We start from the raw sequence: 21,416 nt of genomic DNA on the forward strand, positions 1-21,416 counted from the left end.
AGGCCGTTCATGGTCTGAACGTCATAACCCTGCGCGGCTTAATCTATTTTCAATTACTGTCCCCATGGGGATACCTATGGCTGGACAGAAGTATCATTATCCCTGCAATTTCTCATGGCAAGCAGACTGTACCAATAAGTCTGTTTTGACCTGCGCTTATCGCTCCCTATCTTTAGATCATGGCGGCACGAATCCTGTTGCTCCTAATTACAGTAACGTACCTGGGATACTTCTATTAAATTTTCAAGGTGCAATAGGGGGAAAACATTCAGAAAGGAAAAAAGTTTCTATATCTCTTGTTATAATTTGAAATTTATGATTTTTTTAACTAATTGATTCTCCAGACACTGACGTAATGTTTCGTCTACATAACAGTAAGTGTTTCCATACTCATCTTTTAATCTTCTGATGGATTTCTTTATTATGTATCCACGGTAATGATCCAGGATCTGATTTACAGCCAGAATGTTTCCGGATGCTGCTTTCTGGATCACTTCATATTCAGGCAGTTTTCTGTTTAATGGCTCTTTTCTTTTATCCATCGGCAGTCTCTGCCTCCTTTAAAATTTCTTTTAATATTTCAAGAGAACGCTTACGGTGTTCGCAGACAGTGCTACGTACCAAATTCATGCTCTTCGCAATTTCCACATCGTTCATATCCATAAAGAAGTAAAGCAAAATTACATTCCGTTTTCTTTCCGTAAGTTTCTCTAATGCCATTGCGATCTTCGGGTCTTTGACCTCTATATCATATTCCAATACTTGAAAAAAGAAATTTTCTACACTGTATTCATCTACGGTATATAATTCCCCAAGCTGTACTTCTGACAGCTCAGAAAAACTGGTTTCTCTTTTTCCGTACCGGTCCAATGCCTTGAAATAGTTTGCTGCCTCTCCATTGATTGCCAGTATACATGCTCTGTCAAATTCATGCCGGATCCTTTCCTTATAACAGGAACAATCCTCACCCATAAAAATCCCCCTCGCCGGTTGGGAGATATAGCAAAGTTTTTTCCTTTCGCTATATCTCCCAACCGGCGAGGGGGAAATGTTCGGGTCTTACATATTTTTTTACAAAAAAATCTGATTTATTTCATAATCACAATTTCAGTAAACATAAATAAACCAGATCTTTAACTTCCATATTTATGATTTTGTGTCATTCTCCAATGCCTCGTTTTCATCATCCAGATACTTCCTAGATATTTCATCTATATATTCCAGCAATTCTTTCCTGATTTCTTCAACAATCTTCTCCTGTTCTTTCTTAGATTTCATATAAAATGATAGCGGATATATCATTCTCTCCTGCGAGATCATCACACGATTAAATATGTAATAGTCCATGTATTTACGCATAAAATTAATTCTTTGCAATATCTTTTTGATAATTGTTAGTCCGTTCATCTCCTGCCTCCTTTGAAATATTTTATGTACTTAAAATAAGTTCATATAAAACATCTTATCAAACTTTTTGTCTAATATAAATACTTAGAATGTACTTATTTCGAACTTATTTTTAAGGAGAGATTATTATGGAAAAAGATAAACACTTAGGACTGCGTATTGATTCAGATACACATAGAAAACTGAAAAGTATGGCAGAATATGATGGACGTTCTATCAATGGAGAAATTTTATATCTGATTAGACAGGCAATTTCCGAGTACGAGAAAAAACATGGAAAGCTGGAATAATTTGTAAAAGGGGGTTCTGTTCATCCCCCCTTAATATCACATTGCGTTTATTAGCAACCTAAAAACTATTTATCTGTTAATGGAAATGTTATATCACTTAAGAAAGATTAAATATATGTTCACATAATTTAACCCATGGTCTTATCATATCATCAAACACAATTTCTATTAATTCATCATTTTTACTTTCTAAAAATTTTTGTATTTCGGTGTCTGACATTGTTTGCGTTTTTTCTATATCAGACTTCATTTTTTCTTTAATTTTTTCTTTAATTTTCTCTTCAACTTCTTCTTTTGTATGACTTGATATATTCATTTCTATATACTTATGCTTTATTTCAAATATGTCCGATAAATCATATCTTCCGGCAATTTGTTTGTTCACAAATTTTATTACATTGCCATTTTCATCTGACTCCAAAATATGTTTCGGTTTTTTAATGAGTTTATCAATATAATTTATCTTTTCATTTTTTGCTACTTTTTCATTATACTCAAAAACAATCATTTCATCAGAATTATTCAAAAATAATTCATTCAGCTTATTTATTGTACTGCATGAAGTCAATATTTTTTCTTTCATATCATATACCTCACCATCGTACATACAAACAGCAATTTTTGCGCTAACCGGAATAATAAACTGTATTCCAATCTCTCCCCATCCAAATCCACGGGACAAATTTTTTTCTTGAAATAATTGATTACAAAATACAACAGGATTATCAGAAGTCACAAAACTCTCTTCACTCTTGTTAATTAGTAAATCCATTTTCAGATCAACTACTAATGGCAAAAATTCTTGGGCCGCTTTTATAGAAACTAATGCTGGATGTTGCATTTCAATCCAAACATCGCTATTTATTATTTTTTTTAAAAGTTCTGGATCTTCTATCTCAAGAATTTTTTTTATTAATGTGTTATAGTCACTATTTATTTGATTTCCACGTTTTAATGTACGAGCAGATGCAATTAATATGAAAAAACGTAAACATGCCAAATCTTTTTCTGTATCAGGAAGACTTTCTGTCTCAAGTATGGAAGAAATAATTTCATTCCATCGTCCTTCGTAATCAGCCAATTTATTTTCCACCACCGCATCTTCTCCATAATAATATTCTTTCCAGAGATTATCATTAATGGAAGCGTGTTTAATCATCTTATTTTCCTTAAAAAGATATATCCCAACGGACTTATTATTTTCAGAAAAATTACGAAGATAAAATTTGGGCACATAATGCTGACGTCGTTTGTCATTTTTTTGATTATTCATTATACTTCACCACTTTCCATTTATTTTATATATTAACCTAAAAATATATTAACAATAATAATACAAAATAACAAGTATTTATCTAACTACACAATGCTCATCTTTTTTCACTTTATGATACAATCTCACATTCTTTAATAATTTTCCTTAAATATCTTAATGCAAATCATAGTTCACTTTCGCCCCCCAATAGCCTTCCATTATTAGCAGAACATTGTACCAGGTTGTCAGCCCCGCAGCAACTATGCCCAAATGTTACCAATCTTGGTGATATTTTTCTTTAGACTGTTTATCATGTATTCCATATGTGTCTTTTTCAACTTTATAAACTCAAAAATACATATATCTAACTAAAATAACAATAGGACGACATCCCCTGCCAAGAGATTTCGTCCTATCTACACATCCTATAAAAATGATATTATACCGATAAATTTATTCAAATTCAATTTCTTCTTCAGCCTTACTGTAAACATCAATCTGATTCTGAACGTCGATAGATGTTACTAGCCAGCCTTTAATCATACATAATTTAATAAATTCATCAATTCTGTTAATACCATTCATTTCTTTTAATGTAACAACCAATCCAAATTGCAGCCCTCTACCCGCTTTTGGTAAAAGACGCTCTTTTGTTTTTATACTTATTCCCCACATTCCGGAATCATAAACTTTTCGAGGTCTTGCATTATCTTTTAATGTCTCACTGATATGTTTTACATTGTCCCATTTTCGATACAATTTTCTTGCAGACTCTTCATAAATTTTTTGTAATCCCTCTTCAGCCTGTTTATTATAATCAATAGCTTTTATAGTTGCTTTACCGTTTTTTTCCATAATTCTTCCAAAATGCAAATCCATTTCTGTACTTGTATAATCAACTCCCTGATCTCTATCACAACTTGGAAAATATACTAATGTTGCTTTGGCAAAAAATGGATATGCATTCATATCTTGAGGCACTGGTATATTATAAGTATATGTCTCATATTCATCTATAATTCCATTCATTATAAATTGAATTTCATCATCTGAAGAATGTATTATATCCTGTATATTTTTAGGGACAATTCCATAACCCATAGAATAATTTATGCCATCTTGTCTATTCCAGCCAGCCGCGGAATCAATTATCAGAGCTTTTGCCACTTCTCTACTTAATCCAACTATGTGAATCAAATATGCTACTTTTCTTGTTATCCAAGGCGCAGCAAATGATGTGCCACAGACATTTGCTTCACCTAATGGTTCACATACTGTAATTCTTTCAGATTTATCTCCGCCATAATAACAAATATCCGGTTTATAAAAAAAGGATAATACCGGACCAACTCTTGTATATGATGCTGGCTTTCCGGCAAAATCAACCGCATTTACCACTATTGAATTTAAAGAATCTGCAGGTGCTCCTATTTTTATACTTTCTATATTTTTAGGACTTCTATTAGTTCCTGCCACAACAAAAATAACATCATATTCACATTGAATTCGATCTAATTCAGCGGCTTCTGGTGATATAAAGTTCGGATTAATCTCCATTGCTGATCCTAATGACAAATTCCATACTTTAATATCCCTGTTCGAAGCGACAATATCCCTTATCTGTTTTAATATTGTAAAGGAACTAAATCCACCAGCTCTTGCAACTCCAAAATGTCTTACTTTAAAATGTCCACATCCATCCTCTAACTTAGGATTAAACCTTGGTCCATCAACAATGATTGATGAAACTGCTGTACCATGGAAATAATCATCCAAGTTTAAACTAATATTATCATCTATTCTTTTATGATATTCTACCCATTCATGAAAATAAACTCTTTCATCAAATTGAGTATCAATTACTCCTACTGTCGGTTCATTTTTTGGAGAAACTATTGATATTACCTCTTCATTATCTCTTTGTTCTAAATCATCTACTACAACTTTGGAAAAATCTTTCACCTGCATTGCAATTAAATAAGGTGCATTATTTTGTAATATTTCTATCTCATTTTTATCTAAACGTAGTGTAGTCTCATTAATCATCTTGGCATTTATCATTTCAATTCCAAATTTACTCAAAAGTTCTATTGTCTCTACGCCAGTTTTATAAATCGTAACTATTGAACTTTCCTTTGCTTCTTCTGGTGCCTGATCAATTTGAAAACGTTCTACATAATACGAGTCAACCACTGTCTTTAAAAACGGATTTTTCTTCATGATAGTATCATCATATCGTCCCTGATTAATAATTTCTGTCTCTATATCAGATATTTCATCATTATAAAACTTCTTTATTACTTTTTCGCACTTCACCAGATAGTCAATCGTTTTTTGGAGAGTTTCCAAAGAAACAAAATATGTGAACACATGTTTTTTTCTAATTTTATTATTTTCTATATGCTCATCTACAAATTTAGCTCCCCGGATCGCATCATTGGGATGTTTTCCTATTTCACCCAAAAGTATTTGAACTCGATTACTTTTAGGAACTACTCTCTGATAGTGAACACTTACCAAAGCTCCTTTGATTACTGGATTATTTTCCCAAAACTTTTTTACACCCTCTAACTGTTTTCTCAAATCATCCACATGTTTTGCTGAAACTTTTGCTCCTTTAGGTAAATTAACCTGCCCAAAACTTTGTGTATTTTTTCTTTTATAAAATTGTCCTTTTAATTGTAATATATTATTCATCCTTTATCCCCTTTAATTCCCTTGCCACAGTACTTCTAGGTATTTTTGTCAATATCTCTATCTCTCGAATTGTAAACTTTTGTTCCTGAAGTTTCTTCAAATCCTCTGGGTTTTCATTAGTAGCTGTATAATATAATCTTCGCAGATAATCCATGGAATCTCCCGGATCACTAAATGCAACCGCAGTTCTGATTATATTTTTTAATTCTCCCGGATATGGAATTGGATCTAGCAGCATTATAATTTTCCTAAATAGTCGTATGTCCTTATTTGCCAGTTTAAATTTTGAGAGAAATTTATTTAGAAATTCTTCAGCAATCGTAATTAAATCCTTTGGTGTATATCTATTAAAATCAATCACTGAATCAAATCTTCGCACCAAAGCTTTATCAAAATGTGAAAACAAATTTGTTGTTGCTACCATAACAACTCTCTCATCCATATAATCCATTCCTTTAAGCATAGCTGAAGTTGCTCTTCCCATTTCTCGCAAATCATTTGCGTTTGTACGATCTAATGCAACTGCATCAATTTCATCAAATAAAACTATAACCTTTTCAGGATGAACAAAATTATTAATCTCTTTAAATAATGTAGCAATATTTTTTTGCGTCTGTCCAAGCTTACTATCAATAACGCCAGCAAAATCAACCATGTAGATTTCTCTATTTAGTATACGTGCTAATTGTTTAACAGCCTCTGTTTTTCCAGTTCCTGGCGCTCCCTGAAACAAAAATTTATTTATTCCAGCATTGTACGATATTGCATGAACAATTCCTAACATATCCTGCGTTATTTTTTCGGGAAGCCATAAACTTTCTCCAGAAGATTCTATCCTCTCAAATAATGCTGAATCATTTTCCTGCATTTGTGGTACAAATGTGTTAGCATCAGACATCAACGCCATAATATATTCTGCTAACTGATAATCTCCTGATTTGTCAAAGTCTTTTGCTATTTCATATGCTTCACTTCTAAATCCTGAATCATTATTCTCTGCATAATATTTAATTAAATTTATAACGCTCTTTTTTTTCATTTGCGTCACCCCTATTCTTTTTTATACTTATATAATAATGTCATGGGACAAATTTGTCAATATTGGGACAAATTTTATATTGACTTTTTTTAGTAGTAATGATATATTAAATTCAGAAATAAAAATTCCAATAAAAAAGAAACCAAAGCATCTAAACGAATAGCATACTGATTTCTATATACATATAAACTTTTAGCCGAGATTAGTGTATCATAGAATTATAACCGACACAATCCAAAACATTCGTTTGTTTCTTTTCTTATTGTTTACATACATAACTATTATTTATATAACTCATAGAAAGGAGCACTCATAATAATGAAAGCCACTAAAATTAAAATGAAATCTGGCTGTTATTATTCAACCAGAACATCTGAAATATCTGAAATTTATATAGAGGGATGTACTAGCCCAGGATTTTTTGATAAAACTACTTTACATAATTATTTGAAACAACATCCTCATTCCATCCAAGTAAACATTTATCCTTATCCTGATTTAATACCTGCAACAAGTTCAAACGGAGAAAAATATGTCCGCTCCGCGCCGAATGATACACCTAACGATAATTTATTAAAACTACCTAGATGCAAATAATTCTTATAGAGGTGCACAACTGAAAGATGCCAGTTGTGTACCTCTTTTAGTTTATGACACAATGTCATAAACTTTTATGTCATTCGCTTAACTATTCCCGTACAGATCATAATTCACTTTCGCCTGATAATAGCTGTCCATGGTCAACGGCGCATTATACAAGGTTGTAAGTAGATATGCATGGATGTTACTGATTTTGGTCGTATTTTTCTTCAGGCAATTTATCACATACTCTATATGTGCTTTTTTCAGCTTCATAAACTGGCTTTTTACCAGAGCTACATTTTTTTCTATCCCGCCAATTCGCACAGTTGTAGTATCTGGCAGTGTCATGATCTCCACTATCAGGTCAATCAGCTCATCTACCATCTTTATATCATAAGCCCAATCATTCTCAAAACATGTATAATTAATATTTTTTCTCACAACGCACTTATATTTATCCATCTCATCCATCGATCCTGTTTTTGATGGATAGATAGGATTATTCTTGCTTATATCAGTTTTACTATAATCAGTATAATTAGATTTTGATTTTCGGCATTCTTGATTTTTGATTTTCACAATTGCTGAATTTTGATTTTCACTATCGACAGCGCTGAAATCTGCGGGACTCTGTATTACTGAATTTTGATTTTCACCATCGACAATGCCGAAATTTACGAGATTTCGCATTACTGAATTTTGATTTTCACTATCAACAGTGCTGAAATTTACGGGGGTTCGTATTACTGAATTTTGATTTTCACTATCGACAGTGTTGAAATCTGCAGAGTTCTGCATTACTGAATTTTGATTTTCACAATTCTTAGGCAGCTCATTCTGCTGGACTTGTTGCCGTTGTTCTTCAGCCTCTTTTATCATAAAATTTTTCACATAAATGATATTAGGCTTTCCAAAGCCCTGTCTTATTTTCTCAATAAGTCCGATTCCATCCTCTGCATCAAGTTCTTTCATAATCTTAACTGCTTTCTGGCTTTTGCAATTCAAGAGTTCCATTACATCTTCTATTGTAAAAATGATATACGCCCGATCCTGCTCATCAAACCATTTGTTCTTTAAGCTCAGGCTCATACGGTCTAACATAAGACCGTACAATACCTTTGCTTCACAAGAAAGTGAGGAAAAATATTCCTCTGTAAACAGCAATTTCGGAATACGATAAAAACTATACTGATCAGAATCATCATTATAGAAATATTCAAATTGTACTTTCTGCATTTATTCCTCACCTACCTTGTTCTCTTTCCATTCTGCTAAAAGTTCAAATACAACAGCAGTTATCTGTTCTTTTGTATACTCTGGCGGAAAAAATTTTCCTATTGTCTTGTATGAAAGAACATCCTTTTTCTCTGAGGTATCTTTTTTAATAAGAAGTGAATCTATCATTTCCTCTGTAAGCATTTTTTTGCTGCTCAATTTTTTCAGCTGTTCTGCCTGTTCTTTTTTTATACGGATATTTCTTTCCACGAATAGTTTCAGCAAATATTCCTGCTCAGTCTTCCTCAGGTAAGATAATCTTTCACCAATCCCCACATTGATCATATTGTTATCTACCATTTCCAGCATTCCAGGAATCAACTCAGTCAAACGAATATAACGGTGTACGGTTCTTCCACTTTCTCCTGCTTTCTCTCCTACTATATCAGCTGTAAATTTTTCGCCTTTGCTTCCCTGATGTCTCAATGCTTCAAATTTCATCTTATAAGCAAAAGCCTTTTCACTGGGAGCAATATCCTCTCTCTGAATGTTGGAGTCTACCATTATAATAGTAGCTTCATCATCATTCAGATTTCTGATCAGAACAGGCATGTCTTCCATACCTGCCAGTTCACATGCTCTACAACGTCTATGACCGGAAATAATCTCATATGTACCATTTTCAGAGGGACGTACAATGCCAGGAACCAGTACACCATACTGTTCTACACTGGCTACCGTTTCCTGCATTTTGGAATCATCTTTTACCTGAAATGGATGATTCTTAAACGGATGTAATTTATCAAGAGGAATATATACGACTTTTTCTCCATTATCCTGCACAGTTTCTCCAAACAGATCTTCATATGATGTAAGTTTGATTTTTTCAGCACTTTTACTTCTCATTTCTCAGCACCTCTTTCGTCAGACTCTGATATCCCTCTGCTACAATACCTTTAGGATCGTAATAATAAATGCTTCTTCCCTCTGCAGACGTTTCTGCCGCCCGGATGGACATTGGAATACAGTTTTCAAAAATATGGATATTTCTACCATACACTTCTCTGATCTGATCGCAGATATCTTTTGAAAAATTTGCACGGCGATCTACTTTGGTTAATAGTATTCCCAAAATTTCTAACGACGGATTCAGCCTGCGGCGAACCTTTCCAATTGTTTTTATCAACTGCTGTAAACCTTTTGTCGAAAGATATGCAGCTTCCACCGGAATCAATACATAATCAGCAGCCACCAGTGCATTAATCGTTACCATCCCCAGTGACGGCATACAGTCGATCAATATATAATCATATTTATCCTTCATATGATCCAGATATGACTTCAATACAAATTCACGACTCATCACCCCAACCAGTGCAGTTTCCAATCCTGCTAATTCGATATTAGCCGGAATAAAATCAACACCCTCTTCGTGATGCATAATTCCCTCATTATCATCTATACTTTCATCATTGATTACTTTTTCCATGATACTCACGATTGTATGATCGAGATTATCCGGCTCTACGACTCCAAGACTTACAGCCATGCTCCCCTGAGCATCCGCATCTACTAATAAAACCTTTTTTCCCGTCCTGGCAAGTCCAATCCCTAAATTCACACAAGTGGTTGTCTTTCCTGTTCCGCCTTTCTGATTTGCTACTGCAATAATACACATATCTCTTCCTCCTTAGTTTTACAGACAATATTCTGGATATCTAAATTTAACTGCTTCCCAAAAATATTTAGCATGATCACAACAGAAGATCTGCTCTACGGAATATCCCTTACATTCATTGATCTTTGATTCACTATTTTCATGCTCTTTACCTGCAAACTCTAAACTCTTCATTGCACCTAGCGCTGTATTACTCATTTGCAATCACCCGCTTCCTTTCTATACTGAAATCATCTTTCTTATTTTCTGGGTTCTACTTCCATATAAATTCTTCCATATTTACTTGTACCTTTGTTCATATAAAAATCTGATGTTTCTATGACTTGCACGTCCTCAATCTGATAAATTCTTTTTATCATCGCATGCATATCTTCTTTCTTTCCCATCAATCTGATTTTTACCATTTTTCTCCTTTCTTATAGTTCAAAGTTTTATAATTTGAAGTTTGAAAATTATAGTAATCTAATAAAATCGCCGATAACTTGAGTAAACTTCGCTGAAGATTTCAGACCTCGGTTTTTACTCAACTTTTACTCATTTTGTACTCAACTAATTGCATTTTTTGACGATTTTCAGTGATGCCTGAAGATAATTTAGACTTTTTAGAAAAAAATAGAGAAAAAAAGCCCTGAAAATCTTATAATCACTTCTAAAACGTAGTGTTTATAAGACTCTCAGGGCCTATAAATACTGAAATTTAAATAGAAAATTAATCTTTACAGATTATTTACCCATCTGTTTTGCAACTTCTTCTGCAAAGTTCTCTTCTTTCTTTTCGATACCATCACCTGTCTCGTAACGTACGAAACCTTTAACAGTGATCTTAGCACCGTTTTCTTTAGCAACCTGCTCTACGTATTTAGCTACAGACTGTTTTCCGTCTTCAGCTTTAACGTATGTCTGGTCAAGAAGGCAGATTTCTTTAAGCTCTTTTTTGATACGACCTGTGATCATTCCTTCGATAACCTTAGCCGGTTTCTGGGATTCTTTCGGATCGTTCTGGATCTGAGCCATAAGGATTTCTTTCTCATGCTCAATGTATTCTGCGCTTACTTCGCTATCGCTTGTGTACTGTGGTTTCAGAGCTGCAATCTGCATTGCTACGTTCTTAGCCATTTCTTTAACAGCATCGTTAACTACGTCTGTTTCAACGTCTACAAGAACACCGATCTTACCGCCCATATGTGTGTAGGAAGCAACGAAACCGTTCTCTTCTGTAACCTGAGCAAATCTTCTGATGTTCATGTTCTCGCCGATAACTGCGATCTGAGCTGCAAGAGCTTCTTTAACAGTCTTAGTTGTATCAAGTGCCCATGCTTCTGCAAGAAAAGCATCGATATCTGCTGCTGTTGTGTTCATAGCCTGAGCTGCTACATCTGCAACGTAGTTCTGGAATTTTTCATTCTTAGCTACGAAGTCTGTCTCAGCGTTAACTTCTACAACAACTGCTTTCTTTCCGTCTTCGGAAACTAAAGTTTTGCAAAGACCTTCTGCTGCTACACGGCTTGCTTTCTTCTGTGCTGTAGCAAGACCTTTTTCGCGAAGGAATTCTACTGCTTTATCCATATCACCTTCTGTAGCTGTAAGAGCTTTCTTACAATCCATCATTCCGGCGCCGGTCATTTCTCTTAATTCTTTTACCTGTGCTGCTGTGATAGCCATTTCATTTTCCTCCTGAATAATATTCGTAAATCGCCCGGAGGGGCTTTTCCTTTTTCAATGACAGGAAAGCCTGTCGGCTTTCCTGTACTGGTTCAAAAAATTATTCTTCTGTAGCTGCGAACTCTTCAGATTCAGCTTCGATTTCACCGTCTGCATCTGCAGTACCCTGTTTTGCTTCGATAACAGCGTCTGCCATTTTGGAAACGATTAATTTTACTGCACGGATTGCATCATCGTTACCCGGAATTACATAATCCAGTTCTTCCGGATCGCAGTTTGTATCGCAGATACCGATAAGCGGGATTCCTAATGTATGAGCTTCCTGTACGCAGATTCTTTCTTTCTTAGGATCTACGATGAAGATTGCATCCGGAAGTCTCTTCATTTCTTTGATACCGCCGATGTTTTTCTGTAATTTTGCAAGTTCTTTTTTCAGCTCAATAACTTCTTTCTTAGGAAGAACATCAAATGTTCCATCAGCTTCCATAGCTTCGATTTCTTTCAGTCTTGCAATACGGCTCTGGATAGTTTTGAAGTTTGTAAGCATACCACCTAACCATCTCTCGTTTACATAGAACTGTCCGCAACGCTCTGCTTCTGTTTTGATAGCATCCTGAGCCTGTTTCTTTGTTCCTACGAATAAGATGCTTCCACCGTCTGCTACGATATCAGCGATTGCATTGTAAGCATCGTCAACCATACCTACAGACTGCTGTAAGTCGATGATGTAGATACCGTTTCTCTCTGTGTAGATGTATGGAGCCATTTTAGGGTTCCATCTTCTTGTCTGATGTCCGAAATGTACGCCTGCTTCTAAAAGCTGTTTCATTGAAATAACGCTCATGTTTGTTCTCCTTTTTTGGTTAATTTCTTCCGCCCGGTTCTTTTTCCTGGGGACCCAGCCTCACACCGCAGGGCACCATCCGCGGGAATCTCCGAACGTGTATATTTTTGCATGCACAATAGATGCGCATGACTCGCAACTTCTGTAGTATAGCATACAAAAACCCTCCATGTAAAGAGGGTTTTTTGCAAATTTTTTATTATTTTTACAGTTTCTTCCAGGTTCTGATCTGCTTCTGACAAACTCAGTTTCCTGCACTTTACCGACACATGTTATAATGTCCATTATATCAGCGGACAATCAACCATGTATTCTTACAATTTTACTTATTTTGTGACAATACTTTCTTTTAATCTCTTTTCTTCTTCTGCAGTCAACTGTCGGCATTCGCCTTTTTTGAGATCATCCGGCAATGTCAATACTCCCATGGAAATTCGTTTCAGATAGACGACTTTCTTTCCTACTGTTTCTGTCATTCGCTTGACCTGATGGAATTTCCCCTCTTTGATCGTAAGCTGAATTTCTGATGACCATCCTGACGGGTACTGTTCCAGTTCTGTCTCTTCAACTTTTCTTGTACTGAGGATCTCCAGTTTTGCCGGCATTGTGGGATTTTTTTCTCCGATTTCCAGACCATCTGCGAAGCGCTGCACATCCTCTTTGGTCATACATCCGTCTGTAACCGCATAATAGGTCTTGTCCACATGTTTCTTTGGAGAAAGCAATTCATGCGCCACTGCCCCGTCGTCTGTGATCAGAAGCAGTCCTTCCGTATCTTTGTCCAGTCTTCCCACCGGAAACAGGCCTTTTCTGTCTGATGCTACAAGTTCCATCACTGTTTTGTCCCGCTTATCTTCTGTGGCACTAACATACCCTGCCGGTTTGTGCAGAAGATAATAGACAAATTCCGGTGCCTGGGAAATTCTGTTTCCGTCCAGAACTACTTCATCCTCTTCACTGACCTTGATCTCCGATTTCTTTGCAGGCACACCGTTGACCTGGACTTTTCCTTTTTGAATAAATTTTTTTACCTCACTTCTGGTTCCTGCTCCTGCATCTGCCAGGAACTTGTCCAGACGAACTGCTTTCTTCATTCTTCTTCCTCGCCAGTTTCTACTATTTTCTTTATAAATTCCGGCTCTTTCTCTTTCAGTACAGCAAACTCTATTCCGTTTAGCGATTCTCCGGCAGACTCTGTACTGTTCAGAGCCACTTTCACACTCACACCCGCCTCCGTTTCCAGCCATGCCGGACACTCCAATTCACGGATCAGGCTCTGGGCTAATTCTTCTTTCTGTTCAGGATCTGTGACATCCATTTCTTCTGCATTATATGTCACTGAATAATCGTACTGTTTCAGATTTTCTTTTTCCATAACAAAAGCATAACCTTTTTCTTTCAGGAAAACAAGTGTCCGCTTAAATGTCGGGAAAATATATCTTCCTACTTCTGCATAGGATTCCGGTGCAATATGCTCATCCATATCTGCATAGGAAGTAGCGTAAAGCTCCATCTGTCCACACGGGATTCCTATAAGTTCCTGCGGTGAGGCTTCTGCTATATCCTGTTTCAGCAGATCCAGCAGCTTCTGACTGTCAGATTTTTCCAATGTTACAGAGTACTGATCATCTAATTCATTTAAAGGATCTACTGTTATAAAAGACACTTTCTGTCTGTACTTTTCCAGAATATCATATTTATTATCTTTTAATGTTCCCTGCTCATAGCATGCTTCCAGCAGTCTGCCAAGCTGCTCCGCTGTCACTATATATTGTCTGGTAATATCGAAACCGCTCTTCTTTTTAAACTGAACTCCTATTTCTGTTCCGCTGCACTCCTTACTGTTCTGATAAGACGCAATTTCTTTTAACACTTCATAGGTTGTATCTGACATTCCTGCATCTGTCCATCTGCCATAATTTCCGCCCATAAAATAAAAGAGTCTGTCCAGTTTATATGAACCAGAGCTCACTTCCATCTGCGGTTCATTCACACTCTCAGTTCCTATCCGCTCCAGATTCAGACTGATTCCCTCAGTTTTTGCCATTGTCGGAATTCTTGTATCATATCCGATGGCATCTGTGTGTAATATCCAGGCACTGACAGCTACACATATTCCCAAAAGCAGAAGCTGCAGCTTATGTGCTGCCATTTTACGGAAATCCATTGCAAAAATAACCTGCAAAATTCCATAAAATGCAACTGTCCCCAACACAAGCCCGAATATCCACCAGCCAGTCCTGTTCTCTTCCGGTCCGATCAGCGCAAACATCGTTCCAATTGCCAGAGCAGCAGGGATTACGACCATAAACAAAAGGATTGGTTCCAGAAATCCGTAAACAAAAGATTTTCCTGTTTTCTCAGCTGGACGCTTTGTATATGCCAGATATGCACATACTGCCAGAACAATCAGAAGCAGTATCCCGCCCACTATAATGATCCAGAAATTCTTTTGTCCTGAATAAGTCCGCAATGCCACGGAAATAGATACAGGTGAAAGAAAAACAGATATCTTTTCTGCCATTCCCTCTTTAAGTCCCATATTCGTTCTGAAATACATCATTTCCAGCACCCATAAAAGAATGCCCAGTACCGGTCCGTAAAGGTAAACACAGCATAATGACAGAATACCTGCCAGAATATTTCCCGCAATTGCCAGTGCCAACACTGCTCCGAAATACAGCAGCAGATACATAAGCAAATGTTCCAGAAACATTTTCCCCGCTGCCGTGATCAGATGACTACCATGTCCTTTGCTGACTGCGATCGCCATTGTGATCAGTTCCATGATCACATATGGAACCAGATACAGCACCAGACCTCTGATTGCTTTTTCCCAAAAGAACCTGCTTCTTGTTACCGGAAGACTGTGATAAAAATCAATCTTATCTCTGGAAAAAAGATACCAGAATTCATTCAGGGCATTTACAACGGCCGCAAGCATTGTAACCAAAAAGCCTGGAACTATCAGATAGGAACAGATCATGGCAAAAGTCATCCTGTGGATTTCATCCGTCTGATTTCCGATCAGCATCAGTTCTGCTACCGGAAATGCAACCATAAACCCCAGTAACAACAGCACCAGAATCCAGGTACTGCCTTTTAAGCTGCTTCTTAATGATCTACCAGAAAATGTTTTTGACTTCATAGCCTGCCACCTCCGTTTCGCTGATAAATATCTCCTCCAGTGTCAATGGAATCACTTCGCAGAATATTGGATTCTGTGTCTGTACTTTCTGAAGTATTTCTTCTCTGGTCCCTCTTGCAGTAAGTATCAGAAGTGATCCCTGATGTTCTTTCTTTAAAACGTCCAATTCTTTCAAAAGTGCTTCTTCTTTTGTCTGATCCGGCAGTACACACTGGATCTTATGGATATGGAATTTCATGTCTTCCAGTTCTCTGGATAAAAGAATTCCTCCTTTGTGCAGGAGTCCTACATGGTCACACACGTCCTCCAGTTCTCTCATATTATGAGATGCGATCACCGGGGTAAAATCCCGATTCATGATTTCAGACACAAACAGACTCTTTACTGCCTGACGCATGACCGGATCAAGTCCATCGAACGTTTCATCGCATAACAGATATTTTGTCCCTGCACTGATTCCCATAATGACCAGAAGCTGTTTCTTCATTCCCTTGCTGTAGGAACTGATCCTGCGTTTCTCATCCAGATGAAACTGGTCCATTAATTTACTGTAACGGTCAGTCATAAAGTCCGGATAATATTCTCTGTAGAAATCTTTCAGATCTGCTGCCGTATATCCCTGTGGAAAATATCCACCGTCTGAAATGTAAAATATCTGCTGTTTTATCTTTTCATTCTCATAGACCGGTTCCTGATCCACCAGGATTTCTCCTTCGTCCGGCTTTATCACTCCGGCAGCCATTCGAAGCAGCGTGCTCTTTCCTGCACCGTTGGTCCCTACCAGTCCGAAAATCTGGCGTTCACCGATTTCCATTAATACATGGTCAATGGCATGGATCTCTCCGAAAGCTTTACTGCAGTTTCTGATCTCTATCATGATTCGTCCTCCTTTTCAAAGATTTCCGCAAGCATTTTCTCCAGTTCCTCTCTGTTGAATCCTGTGTTTCTGCCTTTCTGTATCAGTGCTGTGAATTCTTTTCGGTAGCTCTCTCTGTTTATCTTCTGTACCTGAGAGCTGTCTGCTACGAAATTTCCTCTGCCTTTTACAGGATAGATCAGTCCCAGTTTCTCCAGCTCCATATATGCACGCTGGATCGTGTTGGGATTGACGGACAGTTCTGTGGCAAGCTGCCTTACTGACGGCATCTGCGATCCCGGCGGCAGGACACCGTTCAGGATTAGGATCTGAAATTTATCTGTAACCTGTTCATAGATTGGACGCCTGTCCTGATAATCCAAAACAATCACTGGTGATTCCTCCTTTCTGTTACGTGTTTCATGATGTGTTGTTTTATTTTATGCGTGTATTCAGTGTATTAGTTGTATTGATACACTCATAATACAAAATACTGTTGTATCTGTCAAGTACTTAATAGCTAAATACTTATTTGTCAAACAGATATTCTCTGTTTAATTCAGTAAAAGGTTATTTCCGAATCCTAATCAAACTGTTAGGTTTTACTCTTTCCAGTACATCTAAATTTCCGTATACTGATTATTTTCTTTTTGCCTTAACATAATCTTTTTTCTAATAACAAAGACACCTGCATGTGTACTGTCATTCCACAATTGCAGATGTCTTTATCTTGTCTCTATTTTTATATCATTCTTTTCTTTTTTCTTATACTGCACATCTTTTCGAAATGGGTAAGGCAATATACCACACTGATCAACAGAATCAGATAGATCAATATGAGAATCTGTACCCCATATTTCATGGAATACAAATCCAGTGCATATTCTGAGATAAGCAGTGACCAGATGTTTGCTCCCATATGGAGCAGCATACTGCTGTAAATATTTCCACTCATTTCCAGTATCCATGCAAATGCAGTTCCGAGGATACTTGCGTAAATTCCCTGTACGATATTTCCGTGATAGATACCAAAGACCACTCCGGAAATCACTGCTGCCACCGGCATCTTCAGCCAGTCACGCAGACGCAGATAGATTAACCAGCGGAAGATCATTTCCTCCGCCGCAGGTGCAATAATTCCCATCCAGAAAATCATCATAAGAAGTGATTTTCCTTCTGTAATTCTGGTCATGCTTTCCTGGTAGGCACTGCTGTTGATAAATGACTGAAGAATTGCCATCAGGAAGTTTCCATACTGTGCAAGTCCGGCTCCTGCCAGAAGCAGAAGAATTATTTCCAGTAAGGAAAGCGGTACTTTTTTCTGTGCCGGGATCAGACCGCCGGCAATTCTTCTAACTTTATCTCTTCGATAAAAATACAATGCCGGGATCATAGCCAGGATTCCTGTTAAGCCTGTGAGAAAAATCGTGTAATTATAGTATGTCTCTGCCGAATTTTCTGCTGTTCTTGCAAATACTGCCAACGCAGTCCCTGCAACGATCTGCGAAATCACAAAATGGATTCCTGCCGGATATCCTGCCCTCCAGATTTTAGAAACAATATTTTGTTTTCGCAGAGGGCTCAGGCGAAAAAATCTACGATTCCTTCTGCAGAATCAACGATTTTCAGAGGTTCTGCCTGTTTAAGCTCTTCTTCAGTTCCATATCCGAAAGAAACTGCAATGCATTCCAGGCCAGCTTTGCGTGCTCCGTATACATCATGTTCTTTATCTCCAACCATAATAACCTGATCTCTGTGTTTGTCCATATTCAGACGTTTCAGAACATCTTCGATCACTTCTGTCTTGTTTGTTCTTCGACCATTCAATTCGCTTCCGCCGATTTCTGTGAAGTACCGGGTAAGTCCAAAATGATCCAGGATCTGTCTCACATATACTTCCGGTTTAGAGGATGCTACTGCGAGAATATATCCTTTCTTCTCCAACTGTGCCAGCATGTTCTCAATTCCCGGATATACGGCATTTTCAAAGATTCCTGTCACAGAATAGCGTTCTCTGTAAATTTCCACCGCCTGTTTTGCGGTTGCCTCATCAATCTGTGCATATTGCATAAACATCTCCATAAGCGGCGGTCCTATGAAAACCTTCAGTTTCTCAAGGTCCGGTTCAGGCTTTCCAATTCTCTCCAGTGCATACTGAACAGATTTCGTGATACCCTCTCCGGATTCTGTTAATGTTCCATCTAAATCAAACAAAATTACTTTGTACATAGGTTCCTCCTGTCTCAGAAAAATTGATATAATATGATAAATTATAGCATTGTTTTCCTGAAGCGTCTATGAGGAAAAAATCCAGGGATTCATTTTTATCAGCTTTCCGCCTTGAGAGATAACCAACAATTCTATTTCTTTTACATTTTCATCTTCCGTATCCGGTATGATCCAGTCTCCTTCCCAATGCCAGGGACATTCTGTTTTGTTAAGCCGAAAAGAAAGAATCTGAACAGAGCCCCGGGATATTATCTGAATTCGCGGGGTATGGAAACTATCTGTATTTTGTGTGCAATGAAACTTAACAGCTTCATCTTTTACATGCGTGTATTCAACAGTATCCCCCTGGTTTTCTTTATTCTGAAACACTTTGGAATTACCTGTATTCTTGTTTTCTTTTTCTGTTTTCTTTGCTTTATTTTGTTTCTTCTTATTTTTCTTTTTTGACGGCTTAGGAGTTGGGGGCTGAGTTGATTTGGGTGTTTTTGTCAGCTTCGGATTTTTCGCAGGTTTAGGTGTTGGTACAGGTATTGATGTTGAGGTGGGTTTTTCTGATATCTTAACAGCGGATTCATTATCCGTCCGGGATGTTATCTGCATATTGTTATCTGTCTGAGGTTGAGCGTTCCATGCAGAATTATTATTCCGGGCATTATTACTCTGAACGTTATTATTCTGGGCATTATTATTCTGAGAATTATTATCCCACTGAGAATTATTGTTCCATTGACTGCTGTTATTCCAGTCAGTGTTATTCTGCTGTACACCATTCCATTGCTGTATATTATCCTGTGTTCCGTTTCCTGTATCAGAATCATACTGATATCCATTGTCCTGGGCCTGATCGTTCTGTGCAGGAGTTTCTGATGTGTTGTCTCCAGTCTGCCGGTTATTTTCCCACGCATTCTCCCAACTGCTCTGATTCCACTGCTGTTCCTCATGCCATTGCCAGCTGCTGTTTTCTCCATTTCCTACATCAATATCAAAACCTCCCATCTGCATGGCAGAGATAGTCGAAGTCAGACACAGACATAAACATACAAATGTCACAATCCAGAGTCTGTTATGATTTTTCTTCACTCTTAGTCATCTCCTTTTCCCACAATCTCAGATTTCTGCTGACTGTATCGTCTAACATTGTTTCTTTCGACTTATATTCTGTCCATAGTGCCTGACCGGCTTCCTTTTGCCCGGTACGGAACAGGAACATTCCATATTCACCGTATCCGGCTCTGTAAATTTCATCATAAAGAAGCATTTGCTCATAGTAGAATCCTGCATTTTCATAATTTTCCTGGTACTCACCGTTTATTGCCAGAAGCTGTAATATCTTTCTTGACTCCTCTTTTTCAGTGCATTGTTTTTGTAATTTCCGCAGTCCGGTATCTGCCTGTTCACAAATTTTTTCCCTGTCCGCTTTACTGCCGTTTTGAAATTCTTCCTGATAATAAAGGTCTGTAATATCAGTTAGCTCTTCATAAAAATCAAATGTTTTGGAACCGGATACCAGATCAGAACTAAACAGAAGAAAAACAGTTATTACTGCAAAAGCAATACTGCTCCCTGCCAAAACCAACATGTTTTTAATTTTACTCTGATTTTGTCTCTTCTGGATTCTGCTTAGTTTTTTCTGTACAGTCTTCATATTTTGATAACGCATTTCCGGTTTCTTCATGCAGCATCTGAAAATAAGCCAGAATAATGACATGTTCCGGATGAATAACAGACAATCTGTTTTTCCACATAAGGCAGATAATGTTTTTCCAAATGTATAAATATCTGTTGCTGCATTTATCTTTCCCTCATATTGTTCCGGCGCAGCAAAACCGGCAGTGCCTGTACATACTTTATGGTGATATTTATATCCGTTTACAGCACCGCCCAGATCGATCAGATATAATCTTCCATTCTCACCCAGCATCAGATTGTCAGGCTTCAGATCTCCATAATAAACCGGTGGTTTCCGACCATGAAAATAGGAGAATACCTCTGAAATTTCCATTCCATATTTAACGATTTCATTTATGGAAAAATGTTTTCCGCCTCTTAAACACTCACCCAGCGATTTTCCCTTGACATATTCCATAACAAGGTAGCATTTCCGGTTATCCTCTATATAATCTATCATCTTTGGCAGAGACGGATGTGAAAGCTTCAAAAGCATACGTGCTTCACTTTTGCCGGATGCCGGTATTTCTTTTACCGCCCACAAAACGCCTAGTTCCAGATCTCTGGCAAGGTAAACTTTCCCTCCACCGCCTTTTCCAACAGGCTCCAGAATACAGTAACGCCCTTTTAATACAGTTCCAGATAAATTCACTGGTTCACCTCCTGTTCAATTGTCAAACAGATAAAATCATCAGATTCTCTACTTGCTCATAACCGAATAACTGCTCCGCAGTTTATCTGAGCCAAGCAGATATTCACAATTCGTTTAAAATAAAAATGGAAAATGTGATGAAAGAATTTCATCACGTATAGATTAGATAAATACATGATAGCACATTTCGTTCT

Annotated in this window: 23 protein-coding genes; 2 read left to right on the forward strand and 21 right to left on the reverse strand. The window is 37.2% G+C overall.

Annotated features, from left to right (window positions below; translation table 11 throughout):
- Nucleotides 1-299 precede the first annotated feature (299 nt).
- The 3 genes from NQ550_RS12325 to NQ550_RS12335 all read right to left on the reverse strand — a co-directional run bounded on the left by NQ550_RS12325 (nucleotide 300) and on the right by NQ550_RS12335 (nucleotide 1,407).
- Nucleotides 300-542 (reverse strand): helix-turn-helix domain-containing protein, encoded by a 243-nt coding sequence (locus NQ550_RS12325; RefSeq protein WP_025578731.1) that lies wholly within the window; start codon nucleotides 540-542, stop codon nucleotides 300-302.
- Nucleotides 535-972: a sigma factor-like helix-turn-helix DNA-binding protein gene (locus NQ550_RS12330; RefSeq protein WP_025578730.1), complete on the reverse strand. Its 438-nt coding sequence runs from the start codon at nucleotides 970-972 to the stop codon at nucleotides 535-537. The genes NQ550_RS12325 and NQ550_RS12330 overlap by 8 nt, the downstream gene beginning before the upstream one ends.
- Before the next feature lie 174 nt (nucleotides 973-1,146).
- Nucleotides 1,147-1,407, reverse strand: a complete 261-nt coding sequence (locus NQ550_RS12335; RefSeq protein ID WP_025578728.1) for a hypothetical protein — start codon at nucleotides 1,405-1,407, stop codon at nucleotides 1,147-1,149.
- A 128-nt stretch (nucleotides 1,408-1,535) separates the two neighbouring features.
- Between NQ550_RS12335 and NQ550_RS12340 the strand changes: the two genes are divergently transcribed.
- Complete coding sequence (locus NQ550_RS12340; RefSeq protein WP_025578727.1) at nucleotides 1,536-1,697, forward strand: type II toxin-antitoxin system antitoxin; 162 nt, start codon at nucleotides 1,536-1,538, stop codon at nucleotides 1,695-1,697.
- Between the two features lie 97 nt (nucleotides 1,698-1,794).
- Here NQ550_RS12340 and NQ550_RS12345 read toward each other — a convergent pair whose 3' ends face one another.
- The 3 genes from NQ550_RS12345 to NQ550_RS12355 all read right to left on the reverse strand — a co-directional run bounded on the left by NQ550_RS12345 (nucleotide 1,795) and on the right by NQ550_RS12355 (nucleotide 6,688).
- Entirely contained in the window at nucleotides 1,795-2,970 is a 1,176-nt protein-coding gene (locus tag NQ550_RS12345) for a DUF4238 domain-containing protein (protein WP_025578725.1), read from the reverse strand.
- A 435-nt stretch (nucleotides 2,971-3,405) separates the two neighbouring features.
- Nucleotides 3,406-5,649: a S8 family peptidase gene (locus NQ550_RS12350; RefSeq protein WP_025578724.1), complete on the reverse strand. Its 2,244-nt coding sequence runs from the start codon at nucleotides 5,647-5,649 to the stop codon at nucleotides 3,406-3,408.
- Nucleotides 5,642-6,688 (reverse strand): ATP-binding protein, encoded by a 1,047-nt coding sequence (locus NQ550_RS12355; protein ID WP_025578723.1) that lies wholly within the window; start codon nucleotides 6,686-6,688, stop codon nucleotides 5,642-5,644. The genes NQ550_RS12350 and NQ550_RS12355 overlap by 8 nt, the downstream gene beginning before the upstream one ends.
- Before the next feature lie 318 nt (nucleotides 6,689-7,006).
- Between NQ550_RS12355 and NQ550_RS12360 the strand changes: the two genes are divergently transcribed.
- The gene (locus NQ550_RS12360; RefSeq protein WP_081703229.1) at nucleotides 7,007-7,285 is read left to right on the forward strand and encodes a DUF3892 domain-containing protein; all 279 of its coding nucleotides are present in this window, start codon (nucleotides 7,007-7,009) and stop codon (nucleotides 7,283-7,285) included.
- Nucleotides 7,286-7,372: 87 nt separating this feature from the next.
- On the opposite strand, the gene NQ550_RS12365 is transcribed toward NQ550_RS12360, so the two are convergent.
- From NQ550_RS12365 to NQ550_RS12435, 15 genes are all read right to left on the reverse strand, one after another.
- Entirely contained in the window at nucleotides 7,373-8,506 is a 1,134-nt protein-coding gene (locus tag NQ550_RS12365; RefSeq protein ID WP_025578721.1) for a DUF6017 domain-containing protein, read from the reverse strand.
- The gene (locus NQ550_RS12370) at nucleotides 8,507-9,391 is read right to left on the reverse strand and encodes a ParB/RepB/Spo0J family partition protein (RefSeq protein ID WP_025578719.1); all 885 of its coding nucleotides are present in this window, start codon (nucleotides 9,389-9,391) and stop codon (nucleotides 8,507-8,509) included. It lies immediately after the preceding gene.
- Nucleotides 9,381-10,163 (reverse strand): ParA family protein, encoded by a 783-nt coding sequence (locus tag NQ550_RS12375; protein ID WP_025578717.1) that lies wholly within the window; start codon nucleotides 10,161-10,163, stop codon nucleotides 9,381-9,383. The genes NQ550_RS12370 and NQ550_RS12375 overlap by 11 nt, the downstream gene beginning before the upstream one ends.
- 18 nt (nucleotides 10,164-10,181) lie before the next feature.
- Complete coding sequence (locus NQ550_RS12380; protein WP_172730324.1) at nucleotides 10,182-10,361, reverse strand: DUF6075 family protein; 180 nt, start codon at nucleotides 10,359-10,361, stop codon at nucleotides 10,182-10,184.
- A 41-nt stretch (nucleotides 10,362-10,402) separates the two neighbouring features.
- The gene (locus NQ550_RS12385) at nucleotides 10,403-10,567 is read right to left on the reverse strand and encodes a hypothetical protein (RefSeq protein WP_197724771.1); all 165 of its coding nucleotides are present in this window, start codon (nucleotides 10,565-10,567) and stop codon (nucleotides 10,403-10,405) included.
- A gap of 319 nt (nucleotides 10,568-10,886) precedes the next feature.
- Nucleotides 10,887-11,825: a translation elongation factor Ts gene (tsf, locus tag NQ550_RS12390; RefSeq protein WP_019162109.1), complete on the reverse strand. Its 939-nt coding sequence runs from the start codon at nucleotides 11,823-11,825 to the stop codon at nucleotides 10,887-10,889.
- Between the two features lie 100 nt (nucleotides 11,826-11,925).
- The gene (gene rpsB / locus NQ550_RS12395) at nucleotides 11,926-12,669 is read right to left on the reverse strand and encodes a 30S ribosomal protein S2 (RefSeq protein ID WP_008703689.1); all 744 of its coding nucleotides are present in this window, start codon (nucleotides 12,667-12,669) and stop codon (nucleotides 11,926-11,928) included.
- A gap of 326 nt (nucleotides 12,670-12,995) precedes the next feature.
- Nucleotides 12,996-13,763, reverse strand: a complete 768-nt coding sequence (locus NQ550_RS12400; protein WP_025578712.1) for a pseudouridine synthase — start codon at nucleotides 13,761-13,763, stop codon at nucleotides 12,996-12,998.
- The gene (locus NQ550_RS12405; RefSeq protein ID WP_025578710.1) at nucleotides 13,760-15,817 is read right to left on the reverse strand and encodes a DUF6449 domain-containing protein; all 2,058 of its coding nucleotides are present in this window, start codon (nucleotides 15,815-15,817) and stop codon (nucleotides 13,760-13,762) included. Before NQ550_RS12405 ends, NQ550_RS12400 begins: the two co-directional genes overlap by 4 nt.
- On the reverse strand, nucleotides 15,792-16,694 hold the full coding sequence (locus NQ550_RS12410; RefSeq protein WP_025578709.1) for an ABC transporter ATP-binding protein: 903 nt from the start codon (nucleotides 16,692-16,694) through the stop codon (nucleotides 15,792-15,794). Before NQ550_RS12410 ends, NQ550_RS12405 begins: the two co-directional genes overlap by 26 nt.
- On the reverse strand, nucleotides 16,691-17,065 hold the full coding sequence (locus NQ550_RS12415; RefSeq protein ID WP_019162114.1) for a GntR family transcriptional regulator: 375 nt from the start codon (nucleotides 17,063-17,065) through the stop codon (nucleotides 16,691-16,693). The genes NQ550_RS12410 and NQ550_RS12415 overlap by 4 nt, the downstream gene beginning before the upstream one ends.
- A gap of 350 nt (nucleotides 17,066-17,415) precedes the next feature.
- The gene (locus NQ550_RS12420) at nucleotides 17,416-18,186 is read right to left on the reverse strand and encodes a CPBP family intramembrane glutamic endopeptidase (protein WP_242833580.1); all 771 of its coding nucleotides are present in this window, start codon (nucleotides 18,184-18,186) and stop codon (nucleotides 17,416-17,418) included.
- Between the two features lie 68 nt (nucleotides 18,187-18,254).
- The gene (locus NQ550_RS12425; RefSeq protein WP_022380896.1) at nucleotides 18,255-18,902 is read right to left on the reverse strand and encodes an HAD-IA family hydrolase; all 648 of its coding nucleotides are present in this window, start codon (nucleotides 18,900-18,902) and stop codon (nucleotides 18,255-18,257) included.
- 66 nt (nucleotides 18,903-18,968) lie between these two features.
- A complete protein-coding gene (locus NQ550_RS12430) occupies nucleotides 18,969-19,982 on the reverse strand; it encodes a hypothetical protein (protein ID WP_025578705.1) in 1,014 nt (337 codons plus the stop codon).
- Nucleotides 19,966-21,222 (reverse strand): serine/threonine protein kinase, encoded by a 1,257-nt coding sequence (locus NQ550_RS12435; RefSeq protein WP_025578703.1) that lies wholly within the window; start codon nucleotides 21,220-21,222, stop codon nucleotides 19,966-19,968. The genes NQ550_RS12430 and NQ550_RS12435 overlap by 17 nt, the downstream gene beginning before the upstream one ends.
- Nucleotides 21,223-21,416: the final 194 nt, after the last annotated feature.

Source organism: Blautia wexlerae DSM 19850 (assembly GCF_025148125.1).
Taxonomy (GTDB): domain Bacteria; phylum Bacillota; class Clostridia; order Lachnospirales; family Lachnospiraceae; genus Blautia_A; species Blautia_A wexlerae.

Coding starts and splice junctions, on each gene's coding strand:
- NQ550_RS12325 (WP_025578731.1), bottom strand. CDS start 542: ATGGATAAAAGAAAAGAGCCATTAAACAGAAAACTGCCTGAATATGAA.
- NQ550_RS12330 (WP_025578730.1), bottom strand. CDS start 972: ATGGGTGAGGATTGTTCCTGTTATAAGGAAAGGATCCGGCATGAATTT.
- NQ550_RS12335 (WP_025578728.1), bottom strand. CDS start 1,407: ATGAACGGACTAACAATTATCAAAAAGATATTGCAAAGAATTAATTTT.
- NQ550_RS12340 (WP_025578727.1), top strand. CDS start 1,536: ATGGAAAAAGATAAACACTTAGGACTGCGTATTGATTCAGATACACAT.
- NQ550_RS12345 (WP_025578725.1), bottom strand. CDS start 2,970: ATGAATAATCAAAAAAATGACAAACGACGTCAGCATTATGTGCCCAAA.
- NQ550_RS12350 (WP_025578724.1), bottom strand. CDS start 5,649: ATGAATAATATATTACAATTAAAAGGACAATTTTATAAAAGAAAAAAT.
- NQ550_RS12355 (WP_025578723.1), bottom strand. CDS start 6,688: ATGAAAAAAAAGAGCGTTATAAATTTAATTAAATATTATGCAGAGAAT.
- NQ550_RS12360 (WP_081703229.1), top strand. CDS start 7,007: ATGAAAGCCACTAAAATTAAAATGAAATCTGGCTGTTATTATTCAACC.
- NQ550_RS12365 (WP_025578721.1), bottom strand. CDS start 8,506: ATGCAGAAAGTACAATTTGAATATTTCTATAATGATGATTCTGATCAG.
- NQ550_RS12370 (WP_025578719.1), bottom strand. CDS start 9,391: ATGAGAAGTAAAAGTGCTGAAAAAATCAAACTTACATCATATGAAGAT.
- NQ550_RS12375 (WP_025578717.1), bottom strand. CDS start 10,163: ATGTGTATTATTGCAGTAGCAAATCAGAAAGGCGGAACAGGAAAGACA.
- NQ550_RS12380 (WP_172730324.1), bottom strand. CDS start 10,361: ATGAGTAATACAGCGCTAGGTGCAATGAAGAGTTTAGAGTTTGCAGGT.
- NQ550_RS12385 (WP_197724771.1), bottom strand. CDS start 10,567: ATGGTAAAAATCAGATTGATGGGAAAGAAAGAAGATATGCATGCGATG.
- tsf (WP_019162109.1), bottom strand. CDS start 11,825: ATGGCTATCACAGCAGCACAGGTAAAAGAATTAAGAGAAATGACCGGC.
- rpsB (WP_008703689.1), bottom strand. CDS start 12,669: ATGAGCGTTATTTCAATGAAACAGCTTTTAGAAGCAGGCGTACATTTC.
- NQ550_RS12400 (WP_025578712.1), bottom strand. CDS start 13,763: ATGAAGAAAGCAGTTCGTCTGGACAAGTTCCTGGCAGATGCAGGAGCA.
- NQ550_RS12405 (WP_025578710.1), bottom strand. CDS start 15,817: ATGAAGTCAAAAACATTTTCTGGTAGATCATTAAGAAGCAGCTTAAAA.
- NQ550_RS12410 (WP_025578709.1), bottom strand. CDS start 16,694: ATGATAGAGATCAGAAACTGCAGTAAAGCTTTCGGAGAGATCCATGCC.
- NQ550_RS12425 (WP_022380896.1), bottom strand. CDS start 18,902: ATGTACAAAGTAATTTTGTTTGATTTAGATGGAACATTAACAGAATCC.